Genomic DNA, 22586 nt, shown 5'->3' with positions numbered 1-22586 from the left:
CTCCGCTCCCTCATTGCTTGTACATCGCTTGCAGGGTGACGACCGCGCGATCACCGATCTGCGACGGATTGCCGCTGCGCGCCGTGATGCGATAGAAGGTCGCCGTCGTCGTCACGCCTTGTGCGCCGTACTGGGCGCCGTTGGCACTCTGGCCGAAGCCGGTGCTCGAGTTGGGGTCAGCGTAGGTGCCCATGTTCTCGATCACGAACTGCGGCTGGCCGGTCGTGTTATCGCCGGCGGTGTAGGAGCTGACGGTCTGGATGCTGCTGGCCGCGAGGTTTGGATCCTCGAACGGATTGGCACGGCAGGCGTCGCCGCCCTGGCCGCAGTTGCGGATGTTGGTCGTGCCGGCGGTCAGCGCCTGAGCCGCCGCGGCGAGGCCGGCTTCGGCGTTCTGGAAGGCAAGCTCCCGATCATAGAAGTTGGCGGTCATTTTCTGCTGCGTCGTCACGCCGCGCACGGCCGCGAGCCCGATCAGCGTCACCAGGATCAACAGGATCAGCGCAACCGCCAGGGCCACGCCTCGCTGGCGCGCCTGGGCCACGGCCGCAGGCGCTGCGGGTCGGTGCCGGACCAGCTGAATTTCTGGCGAGATCGACGTGACGCGCATGCTCAGTTCGTCCGGTTGCGCAGCGTGACCGATGCGGTCATCTGACGGGTGATCGGGGCGCTGTCCGTTCCCGCGTAGCGATCCGAGCTGCGGAAGCTGAGAGTGACCCGTACGGCATCGACGTCCTGCCAATCGGCCGCCGCGAGTGCGCCAGCATCCTGGAACGATGCGGATCCCGGCACGTGATACTGGATCTGCATGTCGGTGACGTTGCGAACCATTTCCTGTGCCGTCGGCGTCGGAACGCCGCCGCTATTGACGAGCGTCATCCGGTAGAGCGACCTACTGCCCTGCGGGTTGTTGCCGATGAACCAGTCGGCTGCCACCAGTTTGGCGAACTGCGAATTCACGGCGAACTGGTAATCGTTGGCGCCTGCGCAGGTCGACGGGAAACCGAGGCCGACGGAGCAGTTGCCCGGCGTTCCCGTATCTTCGGCAATAGTCAGGACCGTGCCGGCGAGGCTCGTGACCTGAGCGATGGCAGCATGATCGGGATCGCAGATCACGACCAGGTCGCCAGCCTCGAAGCCGGCATTGGTCTCGTGGATCGTCAACTGCGAAGTGCTCAGATTGTGCGCGGCGAGGCTTGCGCCGGATTCGCCGACGCCGATCAGCATCAGCGAGTCGGTGCCGGCGATCCGCTGCGCCGAGCCGGTGCCGGTCGTGACGGCGACATCAGCGGCGTTGCCATCGAAGCCGCGGATGGCGTTGACGGCGAAATCGGCGTACCACGCCGGTGTTGCGGACGTTGGCCCGTTGCTGAGGACATTGGCGACGCGGCCCAGGTTTCCGCATCCCGTCAAACCGGCCTGACGGATGTCGCGCGACATCATCTCGAAGGCGATGCGCGAATTCTCCTGAATCTGTCCGAGCGCGAGATTCGAGCGGTATGACTGCTTGTTGGACAGGAACACGGCGGTGGCGCCGCCGATCACGACCAGGCCGAGCACCAGCGCGATCATGAGCTCGATCAGGCTGAAGCCGGATTGCGCGGCCAGCGGCTGCGTTGCATGTGCAGCTGGCTGCCGGACCGGAAGTCGACGCGGGCGGGAGTTCATAGCATCGCCTTGGTGACGACAGTCTGTTCGCTGTTGCCGCCGGCACCGACGCGGCTGTCGTCGAACTGGATCGTCACTGTGCAGGTGCCTCCCGCGTCACAGTCGACGGTGCCGGTCGTGGTTTCGGCAGCGCCGAGCGAAGCGCTCAGCTCGTTGCACCAGTTGCTGATTTGCGTCTCTGCCAGGGTTCCGGACGCAGGGCAATCGTCGGCGGCGACCGTCGTATCGTAGGCGCCGGACAGTGCGTTCGCGCGATCGGCACGCATCGCTTCCAGAATCGAGTAGCTCGCGACGATGGCCATCGATCGTCCCATCGAGCTGTTGTTTTGGGACAGCGCTCGTGTCTGCACCAGGGCGATGCCGAGGAAGCCGATCGACAGGATCAATACGGCGACGAGTACCTCGATCAGGCCGGCGCCGCGTACGCCGGCGCGTCGACCGCGCCGGTGAGCGGCGCTACTGGCAGGATGCGGGTTCATCGGCGGGACATCCTTCGCTGGCGCTGGTGTAGGTGCAGCTGCTGACCAGACTGCCGGTGGTGAGATAGACGCAGCGATGATTGCTGTCGCTCAGCTCGCTGGTGGAGATGTCGGCGACCAGGCCGGTATACGGGCCGCTGCCGCCGACCGCTTGCGCGAGACCCTGGCCAGTGAAGCGCAGCGCTGTGACGCCGGTGCCGCTGGCGCTTACGCTCAGATCGGCGGGAAGACTCGGAGCGGTGTAGATCTTGGTGCGGCTGCCGTCGCTGTTGAGCACGTAGACCGCACCAGCGGAGGTGCCGCAACTCGCGCCGAGGTCGTCGGCGCCATTGGTGTCGGCCACATCGCTGCAGAACTGGGTCGGCGCATTGCGGCGCACGGCCTCTGCCTGGGCCTGCCGGATGCCAACGACGAAATCGTTGGCCGTCGACGCCAGGCGATTCGTCACGAGGATGAACTTGTAGCTCGGGATGGCAATGCCGAGCAGCACGGCGGCGACCGTGATCGTCACGAGCAGCTCAATCAAGGTCAGTCCCGATGAATGGCGCCTGGCGTTCACGCCTTCTCCCCCAGAGTGCATCGTCAGCCGGCCGCCGCCGGTGGCCATGAATGAACACGGATCGGTCGCCGCAGCCTATCCGGCAGGCGCACGAATGGTGATCCCGGGCCGACAAAAGGCTGGCCCGGGGCGGTCGTCCGATTACCCACCCCGTCTCCCAAATTCCTTCGTATAAACAACAGGACCAAGGCGATCCATCCCCTTATTTCGAGGTTAGCACAGCTCGCTTGCGAATCGAGAACGAGGCGCAGTCGGCTGGCGTGGCGGTCTGGTCGGGGATGATGGCTGGAAGTGCCGTTGCGCCTGTGCCGGCGGCGTACGCGGACGCGTTTCACATGGCCGACATGCCCGCCGAGCGGTGGCGGCATGCGGACGGGCGGCATGTCGGCCTGAGCGGCCGTCGCCGCATGGAGTTGTTCGCGCCGCTTTAATGCACTCCGTCAAACGCCCCATATCCCGCCCGGTGTCGCAAGTTCCAGAAGCCGACGTGTTCGAATCGCATACGGCGTTCGAGAACCTGGAGCTTCTGTGTCTTGCCGAGCGCGAGGCCGGGCCCCAGCCGACGCTGGCCGCTGACGGCAGTGGCCGGGGCGGGGCGGCCCGCCGAACTGTGCGGTCCGTTCATGTTCCGTTCGGCCGCGGCGGGTAATCTGGCTGCGAGTCACTCCCAAGGGCTCTCTCAACCGCTACCCGCGTCTCGTGCCAGAGCCGCGGGTTTTTCTTTGCCCGTGGGTCGCCCGGCGCGCCGGACGGGCGGCGAAGGGCGTGGAGCGGCAGGCGCGTCTGCGCCGGCTGCGAGTGGAACGAGCGGCGGGTTCAGCTTTTCGCCGGCAGGCCGCCGTCGAGGACGTAGGCGTCGTAGCCCTTTTGCGTCAGCACGAACACGCCGACCGCGCTGCGTCGCGTGGTGTCGCAGCAGAGGATCCAGCTGAGCCGCGGATCGAGCATCGCCAGCTTCAAGCGCAGCATGTACAGCGGCAGATTCAGCGCGCCGGGCAGATGATGGGTCTGGAATTCGCTCGGCAGGCGTACGTCGAGCCAGCGTGCGCGGCCGCTGTCGATCAGCGCCTGCGCCTCGGCCAGCGACAGGCGCCGTTCGAGCGGCTGGTTCAGCAGTTGCTCGAAGTCCTCCTTGGCGAGCCGCATCAGGCTGACCGGCGTCAGCGCCGTCACCGAGGCATTGCGACGATCGGCGGAGATCAGCGCCTCCTCGCCGAAGCAGGCGCCGGGTTCGAGCTCGGCGAGACGCACCGGCTTCTGGCTGCCCTGCTCGCGGGTGACGATGCAGCGCCCTTCGACGATCACGTAGAAGTAGTCGCCGGGCGCGCCCTGCTGGACGATGACTTCGCCGGGCGCAACCGCGCGCTTCTGCAGGCGCATGAACATCGCCTGCAGCTTGGCTGGCGGCACGAGCTGGAAGGTGCGCATCTGCAGCAGGCGCGTCATCCAGTCGTCGCCGACGCTGGCGGTGTGGTCGGCGACGTCGCCGACGACGAACTGGCCGGTCTGATCCCAGGTCAGCATCACGTCGAGCAGGCTGGCGTCGACCGCCAGCACGCGGATGTCGCTCAGCGCCCGCGCCGACACGGTGCGCGGCGACTGGTGGGCGAGGCGGTGGAAGCTGGCCGGCTCGCCGGCGCGAACGCAGGACAGTGGCTGGCCGGCGGCGTTCTCGATCTGCAGCTCGCCCGACAGCAGGTACAGAGCCTGCGGGGCGGCGTCGCCGGCGCGGAACAGCCGTTCGCCCGCCGCCAGCTCGAGGACGGCGCTCTTGCGCGCCAGTTCGGCCTGGCTTTCCGGACGCAGGGCGTTGAGCGGCACGTAGCGCTCGAACAGTCCGGTGTCGACGACTTGCGGATTCATGCGTCCTTGCGCCTGGTCAGCTCTGAAACGGGGGCGATGCTAGCACGCGATCTGCGCGGCGCTGCGTGACGCCGTGCAAACCGCGCCGCGACCGGCGCGACCCGTTCGGGTGGTGCCGCGGGCCTAGCCGGCGACGCCGAGCGCGTCGAGGCGCTCGGTCGTCGTCAGCCACTCGTCCTCGGCGGCTGCCAGCTGGCGACGCAGCTCGGCCTGGCGCGCCAGCGTCTCGCGCAGCTCGGCACTGCGGGCCGCCTCGTAGATCGCGCCATCGGCGAGCCGGGCTTCGATCGGTGCCAGCGCCGCCTGCAGCTTGGCCATCTGCTTGTCGAGGCGGCTGATCGCGTCGCGCAGCGGCTTGGCCTGCGCGCGCAGCTCGACCGCGTCGCGGCGTGGTGCCGCGGGCGCCGCCGCGACGGCGGCCGGCTTCGGCGCGGTGGCGTTGTCGCGCTGGCGCAGCCAGCGCGCGTAGGCATCGAGATCGCCGTCGAACGGCTGGGCTTCGCCGCCGGCGACCAGCCAGAAGGTCTCGCAGGTGCTGGTCAGCAGGTGGCGGTCGTGCGAGACCACGACCAGCGCACCCGGATAGTCGAGCAGGGCCTGTTCGAGCGCGTGGCGCATGTCGAGATCGAGATGGTTGGTCGGCTCGTCGAGCAGCAGCAGGTTCGGCTTCTGGTAGACGACCAGGGCCAGCGCTAGGCGCGCCTTCTCGCCGCCGGAGAACGGCTCGACTTTTTCCATCGCGCGGTCGCCGCGGAAGTTGAAGCTGCCGAGGAAATTGCGCAGCGCCTGTTCGTTGGCGCGCGGATCGAGGCGTTTCAGGTGCAGCAGCGGCGAGGCCTGCGGATCGAGGCTGTCGGTGGTGTGCTGCGCGAAGTAGCCGACGCGCAGGTTCGGGTCGCGCATCGCGTTGCCGGCCAGCGGCGCCAGCTCGCCGGCCAGGGTGCGCACCAGCGTCGACTTGCCGGCGCCGTTGGGGCCGAGCAGGCCGATGCGGTCGCCGGGCGCGACCAGCAGCTTGAGGCCGGAGAGAATCTTCTTCTCGCCGTAACCGGCGCTGACCTTGTCGAAGCGGATCAGCGGCGAGGGCAGCTTCTCGGGCTCGGGGAAGCTGAACGAGAACTCGGAATCGGCATGCACTGCGGCGACCAGCTCCATGCGCTCCAGTGCCTTGACGCGGCTCTGCGCCTGCGTCGCCTTGCTGGCCTTGGCCTTGAAGCGGCGGATGAAGTCCTGCAGGTGCGCGATCTCGCGCTGCTGCTTTTCGTACTGCCCGGCCTGCAGCGTCAGGCGTTCGGCGCGCTGGCGCTCGAACTGCGAGTAGTTGCCGGTGTAGAGCGTCGCCTTGAGGTTCTCGAGATGCAGCGTCTGCGTCGTCACCGCGTCGAGGAACTCGCGGTCGTGCGAGATCAGCAGCAGCGTGCCCGGATACGAGACCAGCCAGTCCTGCAGCCAGATCACGGCATCGAGGTCGAGGTGGTTGGTCGGCTCGTCGAGCAGCAGCAGGTCCGAACGGCACATCAGCGCGCGCGCCAGATTGAGGCGCATGCGCCAGCCGCCCGAGAAGCTGGCGACCGGCCGCTGCTCCGCTTCGTGCGCGAAGCCGAGGCCATGCATCAGCGTCGCCGCGCGCGCACGCGCCGCGTAGCCGCCGATCGCGTTCAGGCGCTCGTGGATCGCGGCGATGCGCTCGACGTCGTGCGTGTCCTCGGCCTTGGCGAGGCGCGCTTCGAGCTGGCGCAGCTCGACGTCGCCGTCGAGCACGAACTCGATCGCCAGGTCCGGCAGCGATGGCGTTTCCTGGGCGACCGCGGCGATCGCCAGATCCTTGGGCCGCGACAGGCTGCCGCGGTTGGCGTCGAGCTCGCCGGTGATCGCCGCGAACAGCGTCGATTTGCCGGTGCCGTTGCGGCCGACGACGCCGACGCGCCAGCCGGGATAGATCGTCAGCGACGCGTCTTCGAGCAGCGTGCGCGCGCCGCGCCGCAGCGTCAGGGATTGCAGGGAGATCATGGGCGCGCAGTGTAGCCGCGCCCCGGCGCGCAGTCGCCTATCCGACGCGATCCGGGGCGTGCCGGTGCAGGGCCGGGCCGTTGGCGGCGCCCGGCATCGGGGCGAGCGTCTGCAGCCCGCTGCCGAACGGCGCCAGGCGCGCGCGGTCGCGGCCTTCGGACTTGGCGCAGTAAAGCAGGATGTCGGCGGAGTGCAGCACGTCCTCGGCGCGCGTCTGCTCGTCGGGCACCAGCCAGACCAGGCCGGCACTGGCGGTGATGCGCACGCGCAGGCCGCCGGCCGGATCGGCGAACGGCAGCTGGCGGATCTCGTCGAGCAGGCCCTCGATCAGGCCCGGCAGCGCCTCGGCCTTGACGTCGTACCAGACGATCGCCATTTCCTCGCCGCCGTAGCGCGCCCGCAGATCGAGCGGGCGCTTGGCGACCTCGGCGCCCAGCAGCGCGCCGACCTGGCGCAGCACGCGATCGCCGAACAGATGCCCGTAGCGGTCGTTGATCGACTTGAAATGATCGAGATCGAGCAGGGCGACGGCGACCAGCCGCCGCTCGCGCGCGGCCAGCGCCAGCACGCGCTCCAGCGAGCGGAGGAAATCGTGGTGGTTGGCCAGCCCGGTGAGGCCATCGGTGGCGGCGAGCGCCTCCGCGTAGCGCTGGTGGAGCCAGACCAGCCGCGCCAGCAGTTCGTGCGTGTAGGCGCCGGCGATCGCGATCAGCGCCATCGCCACGAGACCGTAAGCCTGCAGGCCCGGAGCAGTGCCCGGCGCCGCGAGGCGGTACTCGACGGCGACCGCCAGCGCCGTGCCGAACAGCGTGGCGCCGAGGACCGCGGTCCAGCGAAAGCCGCCGAAGAGGGCGACCGTGACCATTACCATGCCGAGCATCTGGCTCGGGAAGTCGAAGCCGTGGTGCAGCGCCAGCGCGCGCATCGCCAGCGTGCCGGCGCAGAGGCCGGCCACGGCGCAGGCCGGCACGGTGCGCTGCACGTGCGGATCCGGCGCGAAGCTGGCGAGCGCGCCGGCGGCCGCGAGCGGCAGTACCAGCAGCCACTGCATCGTCTGCAGCGCCGGCAGCACGCTCTCGGGCACGCCGAACAGGCGCACGTTGAACAGCGGCGTGATCGCGTAGCCGAGCGCCAGCACCGCGAACAGCAAGGCGCGCGCCGGCGCGTGGCGCTGCCGCTGCCAGCTGCGGAATTCCTGTTCGAGTTGCGCGGGCCCGAAGCGCAGGCGATGGAGTCGCGGAGGCCGGCTCTCGCTGCGCAGGCTGGCGAGAAGATCCATGATCCACCCGGGATCGCCGTAAGCCGGGCAAGCATGCGGCAGCGTCCGCGGCGGCGGAAGCGATAATATCCACTATCAAGTTTCGCGCGCCGCTGCCGATTCCGCTGGCGCGATCCGTGCTTTGCATAGCGCCGGGCACCACCGGCCGCCGGCGGCGCCCACTGAAGGTCGAACCCGAAAGGACCGCAACAGGTGACGACGACTCTGAGCTTCGAAGCCCGCCCCCGCATTCCGGCGGCCCTGGACCGGCTCGAGGAGCTGGCCGGCAATCTTGCCTACGCCTGGGACCGCGACATCCGCCGCGTGTTCTGGCGCCTCGACCAGCGCCTGTGGCTGAGCTGCGAGAACAACCCCAAGCTGGTGCTGCGCCGCATCCCGCAGGCGACCATCGATCATCTGGCCGAGGATCGTGACTTTCTCGAGGACTACCACCACGCGCTGTCCTCGTTCGATTCGTACATGGCCAGCGGGCGGCGCCCGGAGATCGAGAAGCACCTGCATCCCGACCACGATCTGGTCGCCTATTTCTGTGCCGAGTTCGGCCTGCACGAAAGCCTGCCGATCTACTCCGGCGGCCTCGGCATCCTCGCCGGCGACCACTGCAAGGCGATCAGCGATCTCGGCGTGCCGTTCATCGCCGTCGGCCTGCTGTACCGGCAGGGCTATTTCACGCAGACCATCGACGCGCAGGGCCGCCAGCAGGCCAACGCCCACACCGTCGACTTCGACGAGCTGCCGATCCGGCTCTGCCACCGACCCGACGGCAGCGAGCTGCGCGTCACCGTCGAACTCGGCGAGCGCGACGTGCAGCTGCGCGTCTGGGAGGCGAAGATCGGCCACGTCTCGCTGATCCTGCTCGACACCGACGTGCCGGAGAACGGCGAGGCCGACCGCGCGATCACCGACCAGCTCTATGGCGGCGACAGCGACACGCGCATCCAGCAGGAGACCGTGCTCGGCGTCGGCGGCGTGCGCGCGCTGCGCGCGCTCGGCCGCGCGCCGACCGTCTGGCACATCAACGAAGGCCATGCCGCGTTCCAGATCCTCGAACGCATCCGCGAGGGTGTCGCCGCCGGGCTGCCGTTCGAGGCGGCGCTGGAAGCGGTCGCCGCCGGCACCGTCTTCACCACGCACACGCCGGTGCCGGCCGGCCACGACATCTTCCATCACGCGCAGATGCGCTGGTTCCTCGGCCGTCTGCTCGGCAGCCTCGGCGCCGAGGAGGCGACGCTGCTCGCGCTCGGCGCCGACCAGCACGGCGGCGACCGCTTCAACATGACCTCGCTGGCGCTGCGCGGCAGCCGTTTCCACAACGGCGTGTCGAAGATCCACGGCGGCGTCGCCAGCCGCATGGAGGCGTATCTCTGGCCGCAGCTGCCGCCGGAGGAGAACCCGATCGGGCACGTCACCAACGGCGTGCATCTGCACACCTTCATCGCCCGTGCCTGGACGCGGCTGTTCCACGACAGCTTCCGCGCCTGGCGCAACGGCGTGCTCGATCCGAACTTCTGGCGCTGCATCGACAGCATTCCGTACGACCGCTTCGTCGCCGTGCGCCGCCAGCTCAAGCGCGATCTGCTCGGTGACATCGCCGCGCGCGTGCGCCGCCAGCTGCGCCGCAACGGCGTGCCGGAGACCATCGTCGCGCGCGCCACGCGCTACATCGGCGATCCGAACAGCAAGGCGCTGGTGCTCGGCTTCGCGCGCCGTTTCGCGACCTACAAGCGCGCGACGCTGATCCTGCAGGACGAGGAGCGTCTGGCGCGCCTGCTCAACGATCCGCAGCGGCCGGCGATCCTGATCTTCGCCGGCAAGGCGCACCCGAAGGACCAGCCCGGCCAGGCGCTGATCCAGAAGCTCTACGAAACCAGCATGAAGCCGCAGTTCATCGGCCGCCTGATCATGGTCGAGGGCTACGACATGCTGCTGGCGCGCAATCTGGTGCAAGGCTGCGACGTCTGGCTCAACAATCCCGAATATCCGCTGGAGGCCAGCGGCACCTCGGGCGAGAAAGCCGGCATCAACGGTGTCGTCAACGTCTCGGTGCTCGACGGCTGGTGGGACGAAGGCTACGTCGCCGAAGGGCCGGACGGTCCGAACGGTTTCGCGATCGAGCCGGTCGATCCGCGCTACTGGTACTCGCTGCTCGGCGACGAAGTCGCGCGGCGCCGCCGCGACGAGGAGGAGGCGCGTCAGCTGCTCGACATCCTCGAGGAGCAGGTCGTGCCGCTTTATTACGGCGCGGACAACGACGCCTATGCGCCGGAGTGGGTGCGCATCAGCAAGAACTCGATGAAGACGCTGATCCCGCGCTTCAATTCGGCGCGCATGGTGATGGATTACGTGCGCGGCTTCTACGGTCCGGCGGCGCGGCAGGCCGAGCGCTTCAGCGCCGCCGGTCACGCGCTGGCGCGCGAATACGCGGCCTGGAAGCAGAAGCTGCAGCGGGCCTGGGGCGGCGTGTCGCTGCAGGCGCCGGCGCTGCCGCAGGTGGTCGAGCAGGGCGCGGCGCTGAACGTCGAGGTCGCGGCCCAGCTCAATGGCCTGGCGCCGACCGACGTGATCGTCGAGTGCCTGCTCGGCGTCGAGGTGCACGGCCGCTTCACCGTGCAGAAGAGCGCGCTGCTGCACCCGCTGGCCGGCGGCGACGGCACGGTCCGCTTCACCGGCACGCTCGAGCCGCTCGCCGGCCGGCAGGGCCTGCGCGTGCGCATGCGGCCGACGCATCCGGCGATGTCGCATCCCGGCGAACTCGGCGCCGCGGTCTGGGCCTGACGCACGGCGGCGCGTGCGCGTCGCCGCCGGTCTAGCCGCGCGGCGGCCGCTCGGTGGCGAGCAGGTCGAGGCGCCGGTCGGCGTGCGCCTGCGCGAACAGCGTCGCGGTCTCGGCGGGCAGACGCCGGCGCCAGTTCGGATGCTCGACGGTGGTGCCCGGCAGGTTCGGCTGCTCGACGATGCCGGCGATGTCCTCGACCGGCACGATCGCCAGCTCCGCCGGCGTGCGCGCGACGAAGCGCAGGGCCGCGTCGATCGCGTCGTCCGGCTGGTCCGGCGGTGGTGGCGACGCGGCTGCGGCGACCCCGGCATGGCGGAACGCCGCCCACAGCCTGACGCGCTCGTCCGCACGCTGCGTGTATTCGTGCCCGTGGTCGCTGTCGGGCGCGAACAGGTTCAGCTGCGCGCGCCAGTCGAGATCGCGGCCGTGCCACCAGCCGGCGACGGTCGGCAGATCGTGCGTGGTGGTGGTCGCCATTGCCTCGCGCGGCCAGCGCGACGGCTCGACGTAGAGGCCGTGATCGGTTTCGAACCAGAGCACGCGCATGCCCATCAGGCCGCAGCCGTACAAGGCCTCGCGAATGCCGTCGGGCACGGTGCCGAGATCCTCGCCGACGATCACCGCGCGATGCCGGTGCGATTCGAGCGCGACCAGGCGCAGCAGATCGTCGAACGGGCACTTCAGGTAGGCGCCCTCGGTCGCGTGCGCGCCCTGCGGCACCAGCCACAGGCGCATCAGGCCGAGCACGTGGTCGATGCGCAGGCCGCCGACGTGGCGCAGCGCCGCGCGCAGCAGCTCGATGAAGGCGCTGAAGCCGTGGCGGCGCATGGCGCGCGGCGAGAACGCGGTCAGGCCCCAGCTCTGGCCGAGCGCGTTGAGCAGATCGGGCGGCGCGCCGACCGACAGGCCGCCGAGCATGTCGGCCTGGCGGCTCCAGGCGTGGCTGCCGCCGCTGTCGGTGCCGACCGCCAGATCGCCGATCAGGCCGATCGCCATGCCGGCGTCGCGTGCCGCGCGCTGCGCCTGCGCCAGGCCGCGCGCCGCGAGCCATTGCGCGAACAGGTGGAACTGCAGCGCGTCGGCCTGCGTCGCGACGGCGGCCGCGACGGCGGCGCTGCGCGGATCGCGCAGCTCGGCCGGCCATTCGCGCCACGACCAGCGGCCCTGCGCGAGCTGCTGCGCGTGCAGTACTTCGAAGCGGGCGTGATCGAGCAGCGCTTCGCCGCCGTCGTCGACGAAGCGCCGGAACTCGAGGCCGAGCGGGTCGTCCGTACCCAGGCGCGCCGCCAGCCGCGCGTGGGCGGCGCGCAGCAGCGCCAGGCGCGCGCGCCCGCTCGCCGGCCAGTCGACCAGCGGCAGCGCTTCGAGGCGCGCCGCTTCATCGCCGAGGCCGAGCTCGCCGAGCAGCGCCTGCGTTGGCGCGCTGCCGAGCAGCAGCGCCGGGTCGGCGTGCAGGACGTTGAAGAACAGGCGGCTCGACGGCGCATACGGGCTGTAGTGCTGCACGTCGGCCGAGAACAGCGCATGCACCGGGCTGACCGCGACGGCGTCGGCGCCGCGTGCGGCGGCGCGCTCGACGAAGTCGGCGAGCGCCGTGAAATCGCCGATGCCGAGATCGCCGCGGCGGCGCAGCGCGTAGAGCTGCGTTGCCAGGCCCCAGGCGCGGCGTTCGCCGCAGGCGTCGCCCATGCTCCAGGCGCGCGCCGGCGCCACCGCGAGCGTGCGCTCGCCGTCGTCGAGCACGAGGCGGTGATAGCCCGGCGGCAGCGTCATCGCCGCGCGTACGCCGGCGCCGTCGGCCGCGAAGGCCAGTTCGTGCCTGCCGCCGTCCTCGAGACGCACCGGCAGGCGCCGGCCGGCGAGCGCCGGTGCGGCCAGCGACCAGTGCGCGCCGGCGACCGCGGTCAGCAGCGGCGCGCGCAGCGGATCGGCGTCCTCGGCGTTCAGCCGCGCTTCGCTGTCGGCGATCTGCGCCGGCGTCGCGCACGGAATCTCCAGCGCCCCGAGCAGGGCGCGCAGCGTGTCGTCGCCGACGCCGTGCGGCGTGCCGCGGTAATCGGTCCAGCGCAGCGCGATGCCTGCGCGCTCGGCGAGGTGCTGCAGGGCGGTGTCGCTCATGCGGACTCCGGTCGGGGTTCATCGAGAAAGACGCAGCAGGCGGCGCCCGCGAGCTCGCCGCGCGCCAGCGCCGCGGCGGCACCGGTGCGGCTTTCGATCAGCAGCCGCCCGGCCGGCGCCGCGGCGGGCAGCGCGACGTTGCCGAGCTGCAGCACGATCGTCAGCACGGCGCCGTCGCCGAGCCGCCAGCGCGCCGCGACGGCGCGTTCGTTCAGCGCCTCGGCACCGAGGCTGCGCGTGCCCGGCAGGCGCGGCACGAGCTGCGCGTGGCGCAGCGCCAGCAGCGCGCCGTAATAGGCGCGCCACGCGGCGTGCGCACCGCGCTGCGCCTCGCGAAAGTCCGGACACGAGCGCGCGAACATCGCCGGCGCGTTCGGATCGGGGATGCGCGCGCGCTGGCGCGGATCGGCGAAGGCGCTGAAGCGCCCGAACTCGGCGCGGCGGCCGGCCACCACCCGGGCGGCCAGTTCGGGCGCATGGTCGGTGAAGAACAGGAACGGCGTGTGGCAGCCCCATTCCTCGCCCATGAACAGCAGCGGAATCTGCGGGCACAGCAGCTGCAGCGCGACGGCGGCGCGCAGCGCGTCCGGCGCGGCGAGGTCGATCAGGCGTTCGCCGAACGCGCGGTTGCCGATCTGGTCGTGGTTCTGCAGGAAGCAGACGAAAGCCTGCGGCGGCAGAGGGCCGCTCGGCGCGCCGCGCCGCCGGCCGCTGCGCGGCTCGGCTTCGCCCTGGTCGGCGCAGCCCTCGGCGAGCACGCGCGCGAGGCGGCGCGCCGGCCGTTCGGCGTAAGGCGCGTAATAGCCCTCGTGTTCGCCGGTCAGCAGGACGTGCAGCAGGTTGTGGGCATCGTCGTTCCACTGCGCGTCGTAGCCGGCGTCGAGCAGCGCGGCGTCGTTGTGCTCGTTTTCGAGCACCAGATGGACGTGACGGCCCGGTTCGGTGGCGGCGCGCACGCGCCGGGCGAGCTCCTCGACGAAGTCGCGTTCCTTGATCGCGTGCACGGCGTCCAGACGCAATCCGTCGACGCGGTATTCGAGCAGCCAGTACAGCGCGTTGCCGATGAAGTATTCGCGCACCGCGCGCTGCCGGAAATCGATTGCGGCGCCCCACGGCGTGTGGCGGTCGCGGCGGAAGAAATCCGGCGCGTAGGTGTGCAGGTAGTTGCCGTCCGGGCCGAAATGGTTGTAGACGACGTCGACGAACACCATCAGGCCGAGACCATGCGCGTCGTCGATCAGCGCCTTGAGCGCATCCGGCGCGCCGTACGAGGCCTCCGGCGCGTACGGCAGCACGCCGTCGTAGCCCCAGTTGCGCGTGCCGGGAAACTCGGCGAGCGGCATCAGTTCGATCGCGGTGATGCCGAGCGCGGCGAGCGCCGGCAGCTGCGCGGCGACGCCGCCGTAGCCGCCGCAGCAGCCGGCGTGCAGCTCATAGAGCACGGTCTCGTGCCAGGGCCGGCCGCGCCAGCCGTCGTGGCGCCAGCGATAGGCGCGCGGATCGACGACCAGGCTCGCGCCGTGCACGTCGCCGTCCTGCGCGCGCCGCCGGATCGGGCACCGCGAGGCCGTCGTCGAGGCGGTAGCGGTAGCGGCTGCCGGGCGGCGCCACGGTTTCCAGATCGAAGTCGCCGGCGGCGTCGCGCCGCATCGGCTGCGGCGGACCGTCGTCGAGCAGCAGCGCGACGGCGCGCTGCGCCGGCGCATGCAGGCGGAAACGCGTATGGACGCCATCAGCACGCAGCTCGGCGCCGAACGGCAGGCCGTACGCGTGGCGGCTCATGCGGCCTGCGCCTCGTCGTCGTCCTCGGCGGCGAGCACGCGCGGCTCGTTGGCGGCGATGCCGGCGCCGGGCGCCAGCGCGGCACGCTCGACGCGCGCGGCGAGCAGCATCAGGCTGTGGCCGGCGACGTCGACGCTGCCGTCGGCGATGTGCAGCTCGCGTCGCTCGGGCGCGCCGGTGTCGAGCAGCAGCCGGTAATCGAGGGCCGGCGGCGGCAGGTCGAAGCGGTAGGTGCTGCCGTCGGCGTTGAACAGCGCGACGACGATGTCGAGCGTCTGCTCGTGCGCGGGGCTGGGGCCGGCGCGGCGCAGGCCGAGCAGACGCGCGTTCGGATTGTTCCAGTCGTCTTCGTTGAGCTCGATGCCGTCCTCGTCGAACCAGAACACGTCGCGCAGGCCCGGCGCGTACTCGATGCGCGCGTGCTGGAAGTAGTGGCCCTGCAGCAGCGGATACTCGCGGCGCAGCGCCAGCACGCGGGCGACGAAGTCGCGCAGCGCCGCGCCGCGCGGCGTCTCGGCGCGCGACCAGTCGAGCCAGGCGACCTCGTTGTCCTGACAGTAGGCGTTGTTGTTGCCGTCCTGCGTCTGTCCGAATTCGTCGCCGGCCAGCAGCATCGGCGTGCCGTGCGCGACCAGCAGCGTCGCCAGCAGCGCGCGCTTGGTGCGCTCGCGCTGAGCGATGGTCGCGGCATCGGTCGTCGCGCCCTCGACGCCCCAGTTGGAGCTGTCGTTGTCGTCGCTGCCGTCGCGGTTGTCCTCGGCGTTGGCTTCGTTGTGCTTGGCGTTGTAGCTGACCAGATCCTCGAGCGTGAAGCCGTCGTGCGCGGTGACGAAGTTGACGCTGGCCCATGGCCGGCGGCGGTGATGGTCGAACATCTCCGCCGAGCCCTGCAGGCGCGCGGCGAGCGCCGGCCGCATGCCGGCGTCGCCCTTCCAGTAGCGGCGCACGTCGTCGCGGAACTTGCCGTTCCACTCCGCCATGCCGGCCGGATGGTTGCCGATCTGGTAGCCGCCGGGGCCGATGTCCCAGGGTTCGGAGATCAGCTTGACGCGCGCCAGCACCGGGTCCTGCATCAGCGCGTCGAAGAAGCCGGCGCCCGGCGTGTAGCCGTTGTCCTCGCGGCCCAGCGTGACGCCGAGGTCGAAGCGGAAGCCGTCGACATGGAACTCCTGCACCCAGTAGCGCAGCGAGTCCATGACCAGGCGGATCGTCGCCGGATGGCTGAGGTTGACGGTATTGCCGCAGCCGGTGTCGTTGATGTATTGGCGCGGATCGCTCGGCAGCAGGCGGTAGTAGGCGGCGTTGTCGAGGCCGCGCAGCGACAGCGTCGGGCCGAGCTGGCTGCCTTCGCAGGTGTGGTTGTAGACGACGTCGAGGATCACCTCGATGCCGGCGGCGTGCAGCTGCCGGATCGCCCACTTCACCTGGCCGAGCGTGCCATCCGACAGGTAGGCGCGCTCCGGGGTGAAGAAGGCGAGCGTGTTGTAGCCCCAGTAATTGGTGAGGCCGCGCTCGACGAGATAGCGGTCGCGGACGAAGGCGTGGACCGGCAGCAGCTCGACGGCGGTGATGCCGAGGCGCTTGAGGTAGTCGATCGTGCGCGGATGGCCGAGCGCGCCGAAGGTGCCGCGGTCGTGCTCGAAGTAGCCGTCGCCGCGCATGGTGTAGCCGCGCACGTGCAGCTCGTAGATCGTGCTCTGCGCCCAGGGCACGCGCGGCGGATGGTCATTGCCCCAGTCGAAATGCTCGTCGACGATCACCGCCTTCGGCACGTAGGCGGCGCTGTCGCGGCGGTCGAACGAGAGATCGCCGCGCGGCGAGCCGACCTTGTAGCCATACAGCGCGTCGTGCCATTTGAGCTCGCCGGCGAGCTGGCGCGCGTAGGGGTCGACCAGCAGCTTGTGCGGGTTGAAGCGCTTGCCGGCGCGCGGCTCGTAGGTGCCGTAGGCGCGGTAGCCGTAGCGCTGGCCGGGCCGCGCGTTCGGCAGATAGCCGCGCCAGACGCCGTCGACGCACTCGGGCATCGGCAGGCGCAGCTCGTGACGGCCGGCGGTGTCGAACAGGCACAGTTCGATGAGATCGGCGCTTTCCGAGAACACCGCGAACTGCGTGCCGCGCCCATCCCAGTGCGCGCCGAGCGGGCCGTCGGTCTGTTGCGGCGTCGGCGGCAGCAGTCGGTCGGGGAGGTCGAGGGACATCGGGCGGTTCCTTGTCGCGGTGGCGGCGCCGGCGCGGGCCGACGCCGGCCGGCGCGCATCGGCTAAAGCTCATTCAGGATTCATGCCGCAGCCAGACCACGGCCAGCGGCGGCAGGTCGAGCGCCAGCGAGAACGGCTGGCCGTGGCGCGGATCGCCGCCGGCCTGCAGCTCGCCGGCGTTGCCGATGTCGCTGCCGCCGTAATGGCGCGAGTCGGTGTTGAGGATCTCGCGCCAGCGGCCGGTACGCGGACAGCCGAGGCGATAGCCGCGCCGCGCCACCGGCGTGAAATTGCAGATCGCCATCACCGGCGGCGCGGCGTCGTCGCCGTAGCGGACGTAGGCGTAGACGCTGTTGGCGCGGTCGTCGCCGACCAGCCAGTGAAAGCCGCGGCTTTCGCAGTCGGCGACGTGCAGCGCCGGTTCGGCGACGTAGAGGCGGTTCAGATCGGCGACCAGGCGCTGCATGCCGGCGTGCAGCGGATCGGCGAGCGCGCCCCAGTCGAGCTCGGCGTCGTGGTCCCATTCGCGCGTCTGCGCCAGCTCGCCGCCCATGAACAGCAGCTTTTTGCCCGGATGCGACCACATGAAGCCGAAATAGGCACGCAGATTGGCGAAGCGCTGCCAGCGGTCGCCCGGCATCTTGCCGAGCAGCGAGCCCTTGCCGTGCACGACCTCGTCGTGCGACAGCGGCAGCACGAAGTTCTCGGAGAAGGCGTAGATCAGGCCGAAGGTCAGCTCGTCGTGATGATGATGGCGGTGCACCGGGTCGCGGCGGATGTACTGCAGCGTGTCGTGCATCCAGCCCATGTTCCATTTGTACGAGAAGCCGAGGCCGCCGTCGCGCGTCGGCCGCGACACGCCGGGCCAGGCCGTCGACTCCTCGGCGATCATCAGCGCGCCGGGACAGCGCTCGTGCACGACGTCGTTGAGATGGCGCAGGAAGTCGACGTTCTCGAGGTTCTCGCGGCCGCCGTAGCGGTTCGGGATCCATTCGCCCGGCTGCCGCGAATAGTCGCGGTAGAGCATCGAGGCGACGGCGTCGACGCGCAGGCCGTCGATGTGATAGCGCTCCAGCCAGTGCAGCGCGCTCGACAGCATGAAGCCGTGCACCTCGCGGCGGCCGAGGTTGTAGATCAGCGTGTTCCAGTCCTGGTGGAAACCTTCGCGCGGGTCTTCGTGCTCGTACAGTGCGGTGCCGTCGAAGCGGGCGAGGCCGTGCACGTCGGTCGGAAAATGCGCCGGCACCCAGTCGAGAATCACGCCGAGGCCGGCGCCGTGCGCGCGGTCGACGAAACGCCGCAGCGCGTCCGGATCGCCGAACTCGGCCTGCGGCGCATACAGGCCGAGCGGCTGGTAGCCCCAGGAGCCGCCGAACGGATGCGACATCACCGGCAGCAGCTCGATATGCGTGAAGCCGAGTCCGGCGACGTACGGAATCAGCTGCTCGGCCAGCTCGTCCCAGTCCGGCGGCGGCCGTCCGGCGTCCCAGCGACGGCGCCACGAGCCGGCGTGCACCTCGTAGACCGACAGCGGCGCCTGCGGCGACTGCCGCTGCGCACGCGCCGCCATCCACGCCTGGTCCTGCCAGACGTGGCGATCGGGCGCGGCGACCACCGAGGCGGTGCCCGGTGCCGTCTCGCTCTGCAGCGCGACCGGGTCGGCCTTGAGCGGCAGCAGGCCCTGCGCGCCGAGCACCTCGTACTTGTAGCGCGTGCCCGGCGCGAGGCGCGGCACGAACAGTTCCCAGACGCCGGCCGGCTTGCGCAGGCGCATCAGGTGACGGCGGCCGTCCCAGCTGTTGAAGTCGCCGACCACCGATACGCGCCGCGCGTTCGGCGCCCAGACGGCGAAGCGCACGCCGGCGATGCCGTCGACCGTCGTCGCCTGCGCGCCGAGGCAGCGGCCGAGTTCGCGGTGGCTGCCTTCGCCGATCAGATACAGGTCCAGCTCGCCGAGCAGCAGGCCGAAAGCGTAGGGGTCCTCGCTCTCCTGTTCGAGGCCCGGCCAGTGCAGGCGCAGCCGGTAGGCGGTGCCGCCGGCGATGCGCGCGGCATGCAGGCCGGGAATCTGGATCGGCCGCATCGTCGCCAGCGGCGCGCCGTCGCGGCCGAGCAGATCGATGCGCTCGACGCCGGGCACGTAGGCGCGCACGACGGTAGTGCCGTTGCCGGCATCGGGGTGCGGACCGAGCCAGGCGAACGGATCGCCGCAGTAGCCGCCGCCGAGCGCGGCGAGCGGCGCCTCGGGCAGCAGCAGGCCGCGGTCGTCAGCGGCTTGCGACAGGTCGTTCACGGCGTGGACTCCTTGACGGTGCCGAGCGTGCGGCGATGGAAGTGCTGCAGCGCCGTCGCCCACTCGGCCGGCGTGCCGTGTGCGACGCGCAGCAGCTGCAAGGCTGCGGTTTCGATGCCGAACAGCTCGAGCAGCGCATCGCGGCGCGGCGGCGCGGCGGCGGGTGACGCCGCCGCGTAGGCGGCGAGGAAGCTCGTCGCGGCCTGCGTGCGGAAGTGCTCGGCGACCTCGCGGCGCTGCGCGCCTTCGCCGTCGCCGAGCGCGGCGTCATCGGCACCGAGCGCGGCGTCGGCCGCGCGCTCGAGCGAGCCGAGCAGTGACGCGACGTCGCGCAGCGGACTGGTTCTGGCGCGGCGTTCGGCGGCCGGCTGCGCGGCCGCGCCTTCGAAGTCGATGAAGTACAGCTGATCCTGGACGATGAGGATCTCGCCCAGATGCAGATCGCCGTGCGTGCGTGTCATCGGCGCGCCGACGCCGCGCGCGGCGAGCGCGGCGACGCGGGCCTCGATCGCGGCGCGCTGCGCGAGCAGCGGCCGCGCCAGCGCCGCGGCATCCGGCTCGGCCGCTTCGGCACGCGCCTCGAGCGCCGCGAACGCGGACGCCAGATGCGCGTGTACCTGCGCCGACCAGCGTGCGCAGGCGGCGGCGTCGGCAGTCGCCGGCGCGAACGCCGGATCGTCGCCGGGCTGCGCCAGCAGGGCATGCATCGCCGCCAGACGCTCGCCGAGCTGGGCAAGCCGCTCGACGATCTCGGCGAGGGCATCGCCGCGCCGCTCGAAGCCGCTGCCGCTCGGCTGGCCGCCCTGGGTGGCGTCGTGCATCGCCCGCGCCAGCAGGTTCTGGACCCAGGTCCAGGCGTCGCCCTGGTTGTGCACGAAGGCATGCACGAGCGCCAGCGTCATCGGCGCGCCGTGCGTGGGCTCGTAGACGATCTCGCCGAGCAGCGGCGCGATGTTCGGATAGCCGGCGGCGGCGAGATGGCGGTCCATCTCCGCTTCCGGATGCGGGCCGTCGAGCAGGTGGCGGACGATCTTGACGATGACCTTCTCGCCGACGATCAGCGAACTGTTCGCGCGTTCGGCGGCGATGCGCCGGACCTCGGCGTCGGCCGGCAGCTGCAGCGCCGCGCCGTCGGGCGAGGCGGCGAAGCGCAGCCGGCCGTCGGGCAGCGGCAGCGGCGCATCGCCGAGATGGGCGACCAGGCCGCGCGCGTAGGCGTCGAGCGAGTAGGCGTCGGTCAGATAGGCGACGCGCGGGCCGCGCCGCACGCGCGCCAGCGCCAGCTGGAACGGCAGCGCCGAGATCTGCTCCTCTTCCGGCAGCAGGCCGAGCGGCAGCTGATAGCGCTCGCCGCCGTCGACCTCGACGCAGGCGAACAGCAGCGGTCGCGCGAACGTGCGCAGCAGCGCGACGTGGGCGAAGCGCGCGTGCGGCAGCGGCGCGCCGTCGCGCGCCGGGAACCAGCGCCGCTTGGCGAGATAGCTCGGCAGGATGTCGCGCTCGATCATCGTGCGCAGCGGCGCGTCGAGCAGTTCGGCGAGGTCGCGGCGCAGCACCAGCGTCTGCAGGTCCGGCAGCGGCTCGGGCTGCGGCGCGTACCACACCGGCAGCTGCGTGGCCGGCGCCAGCCAGAACCAGTAGAAGCCGAGCGGCGGCAGCGTCAGCAGATACGGCAGCTGGCCGATCTGCGGAAACGCCGAACCGCCGATCATCTCGACCGGCACGCGGCCGGCGAGCGCCGGCAGCTCGAGCTCGACGGCCTGCGCCGTGCGCGAGACGTTGGCGACGCACAGCACCGTCTGCGTGAGGCCGTCGGGCCCGGTGTACTCGCGCAGGTAGGCGAGGATGCGCCGGTTGCGCGGATAGAGCAGCTTGATGCTGCCGCGGCCGAACACGTGCGTGCGCTTGCGGATCGCCAGCAGGCGCCGCATCCAGTTCAGCAGCGAATGCGGATCACGCTGCTGGGCCTCGACGTTGACGGCGTCGAAGCCATACAGGGTGCCCATGTTCGGCGGCAGCACCAGCTGCTCGGGATCGGCCTCCGAGAAGCCGCCGTTGCGGTCCGGCGACCACTGCATCGGCGTGCGCACGCCGTCGCGGTCGCCGAGATGGATGTTGTCGCCCATGCCGATCTCGTCGCCGTAGTAGATGACCGGCGTGCCGGGCATCGACAGCAGCAGAGAGTTCAGCAGCTCGATGCGGCGGCGGTCGCGCTCGAGCAGCGGCGCGAGACGGCGGCGGATGCCGAGATTGAGCCGTGCGCGCTTGTCCGAGGCATAGACGCTCCACAGATAGTCGCGTTCCTTGTCGGTGACCATCTCCAGCGTCAGCTCGTCGTGGTTGCGCAGGAAGATCGCCCACTGGCAGTTGGCCGGGATCTCCGGCGTCTGGCGCAGGATGTCGGTGATCGGGAAGCGGTCTTCCTGCGCGAGCGCCATGTACATGCGCGGCATCAGCGGAAAGTGGAAGGCCATGTGGCATTCGTCGCCGACGATCTCGGCCTTGCCGTCGCCGGTCGGATCGCCGCCGCCGCCCGCGGACTTGTCCGCGGGCTTGCCGCCGAAGTAGTGCTGGGTGTCCTCCGGCCACTGATTGGCTTCGGCGAGCAGCATGCGGCCCGGGAAGCGGGCATCGAGCTCGGCGCGGATGCGCCGGAGGATCGCATGGGTCTCCGGCAGGTTTTCGTTGCTGGTGCCTTCGCGTTCGATCAGATACGGCACGGCGTCGAGACGCAGGCCGTCGACGCCGAGTTCCAGCCAGCGGCGCATCACGCCGAGCACTGCCTTCAGCACCTGCGGATTGTCGAAGTTGAGGTCGGGCTGATGCGCGTAGAAGCGGTGCCAGTAGTAGGCGCCGGCGACCGGATCCCAGGTCCAGTTCGACTTCTCGGTGTCGAGGAAGATGATGCGCGTGCCGGCGTAGCGCTGCTCGTCGTCGGACCACACGTAGAAATTGCGCCACGCCGAGCCGGGCCGCGCGCGCCGCGCGCGCTGGAACCAGGGATGCTGGTCGGAGGTGTGGTTGATGACCAGCTCGGTGATGACGCGCAGGCCGCGCCGGTGTGCTTCGTGCACGAAGCGGCGCGCGTCGGCGAGCGTGCCGTAGTCCGGGTGCACGCCGAGATAGTCGGCGATGTCGTAGCCGTCGTCGCGGCGCGGCGACGGGTAGAACGGTAGCAGCCAGATCGCGTTGACGCCGAGTCCGGCGATGTAGTCGAGCTTGTCGATCAGGCCGGCGAAGTCGCCGATGCCGTCGCCGTTGGCGTCGTAGAAGCTCTTGACGTGCACCTGGTAGATGACCGCGTCCTTGTACCAGAGCGGGTCATCGCCGAAGCCGGCGCTGGCGTCGACGCCGGCATCGCTCGGATCTGGTGGGCGGGCGGTCATCTCGGATCCTGCACTGCACTACGCCCGAGCGCGGCGGGGCAGCGGCAGGGCGCGGGCGACGGAGGCGCGACGTGGCGGATCGGCAGCATCGAACGGGCGCGGTCGGAACGGATGGCGGGCGCCGGGGCAGTCTCGTCACCCCGGCATGACTGGCGCATGAACGCGACGCTCATGG

The 22586-nt window shown here is 70.8% G+C and carries 12 protein-coding genes and 1 pseudogene; 1 reads left to right on the top strand and 12 read right to left on the bottom strand.

Annotation, left to right across the window (positions count from 1 at the left end; translation table 11 throughout):
- Positions 1 to 10: 10 nt before the first annotated feature.
- The 7 genes from H149_RS0106220 to H149_RS22040 form a co-directional block, all read right to left on the bottom strand.
- The gene (locus H149_RS0106220; RefSeq protein ID WP_211213545.1) at positions 11 to 610 is read right to left on the bottom strand and encodes a pilus assembly PilX family protein; all 600 of its coding nucleotides are present in this window, start codon (positions 608 to 610) and stop codon (positions 11 to 13) included.
- Between the two features lie 2 nt (positions 611 to 612).
- The gene (locus tag H149_RS0106215; protein ID WP_083930841.1) at positions 613 to 1668 is read right to left on the bottom strand and encodes a PilW family protein; all 1056 of its coding nucleotides are present in this window, start codon (positions 1666 to 1668) and stop codon (positions 613 to 615) included.
- On the bottom strand, positions 1665 to 2147 hold the full coding sequence (gene pilV, locus H149_RS0106210) for a type IV pilus modification protein PilV (RefSeq protein WP_026352906.1): 483 nt from the start codon (positions 2145 to 2147) through the stop codon (positions 1665 to 1667). The genes H149_RS0106215 and pilV overlap by 4 nt, the downstream gene beginning before the upstream one ends.
- Positions 2125 to 2754 (bottom strand): GspH/FimT family pseudopilin, encoded by a 630-nt coding sequence (locus H149_RS0106205; RefSeq protein WP_026352905.1) that lies wholly within the window; start codon positions 2752 to 2754, stop codon positions 2125 to 2127. The genes pilV and H149_RS0106205 overlap by 23 nt, the downstream gene beginning before the upstream one ends.
- Before the next feature lie 768 nt (positions 2755 to 3522).
- Positions 3523 to 4569, bottom strand: a complete 1047-nt coding sequence (locus H149_RS19975; protein WP_020648874.1) for a cyclic nucleotide-binding domain-containing protein — start codon at positions 4567 to 4569, stop codon at positions 3523 to 3525.
- A 123-nt stretch (positions 4570 to 4692) separates the two neighbouring features.
- Positions 4693 to 6579, bottom strand: coding sequence for an ATP-binding cassette domain-containing protein (locus H149_RS0106190; RefSeq protein ID WP_020648873.1), 1887 nt, complete (start codon positions 6577 to 6579; stop codon positions 4693 to 4695).
- A 37-nt stretch (positions 6580 to 6616) separates the two neighbouring features.
- Positions 6617 to 7858: a GGDEF domain-containing protein gene (locus tag H149_RS22040; RefSeq protein WP_020648872.1), complete on the bottom strand. Its 1242-nt coding sequence runs from the start codon at positions 7856 to 7858 to the stop codon at positions 6617 to 6619.
- Between the two features lie 192 nt (positions 7859 to 8050).
- Here H149_RS22040 and glgP point away from each other — a divergent pair, with 192 nt between their 5' ends.
- Positions 8051 to 10633: an alpha-glucan family phosphorylase gene (gene glgP, locus H149_RS0106180; protein WP_020648871.1), complete on the top strand. Its 2583-nt coding sequence runs from the start codon at positions 8051 to 8053 to the stop codon at positions 10631 to 10633.
- Positions 10634 to 10664: 31 nt separating this feature from the next.
- Here the strand turns inward: glgP and malQ are convergent, their stop codons facing one another.
- The 5 genes and pseudogenes from malQ to treS all read right to left on the bottom strand — a co-directional run bounded on the left by malQ (position 10665) and on the right by treS (position 22411).
- On the bottom strand, positions 10665 to 12752 hold the full coding sequence (malQ, locus tag H149_RS0106175) for a 4-alpha-glucanotransferase (protein WP_020648870.1): 2088 nt from the start codon (positions 12750 to 12752) through the stop codon (positions 10665 to 10667).
- Positions 12749 to 14534 (bottom strand): annotated as a pseudogene (gene treZ / locus H149_RS19965) (malto-oligosyltrehalose trehalohydrolase). The gene malQ and the pseudogene treZ overlap by 4 nt, the downstream one beginning before the upstream one ends.
- A complete protein-coding gene (glgX, locus tag H149_RS0106165; protein ID WP_020648868.1) occupies positions 14531 to 16732 on the bottom strand; it encodes a glycogen debranching protein GlgX in 2202 nt (733 codons plus the stop codon). The pseudogene treZ and the gene glgX overlap by 4 nt, the downstream one beginning before the upstream one ends.
- 73 nt (positions 16733 to 16805) lie before the next feature.
- Positions 16806 to 19025: a 1,4-alpha-glucan branching protein GlgB gene (glgB, locus tag H149_RS0106160; RefSeq protein WP_020648867.1), complete on the bottom strand. Its 2220-nt coding sequence runs from the start codon at positions 19023 to 19025 to the stop codon at positions 16806 to 16808.
- Positions 19022 to 22411: a maltose alpha-D-glucosyltransferase gene (gene treS / locus H149_RS0106155; RefSeq protein ID WP_020648866.1), complete on the bottom strand. Its 3390-nt coding sequence runs from the start codon at positions 22409 to 22411 to the stop codon at positions 19022 to 19024. Before treS ends, glgB begins: the two co-directional genes overlap by 4 nt.
- Positions 22412 to 22586 lie beyond the last annotated feature (175 nt).

This window comes from Solimonas variicoloris DSM 15731 (assembly GCF_000382285.1).
Classification (GTDB): Bacteria; Pseudomonadota; Gammaproteobacteria; order Nevskiales; family Nevskiaceae; genus Solimonas; species Solimonas variicoloris.
Note: the sequence above shows the minus strand (reverse complement) of the source record. Positions and strands in the feature narration are given on the sequence as shown.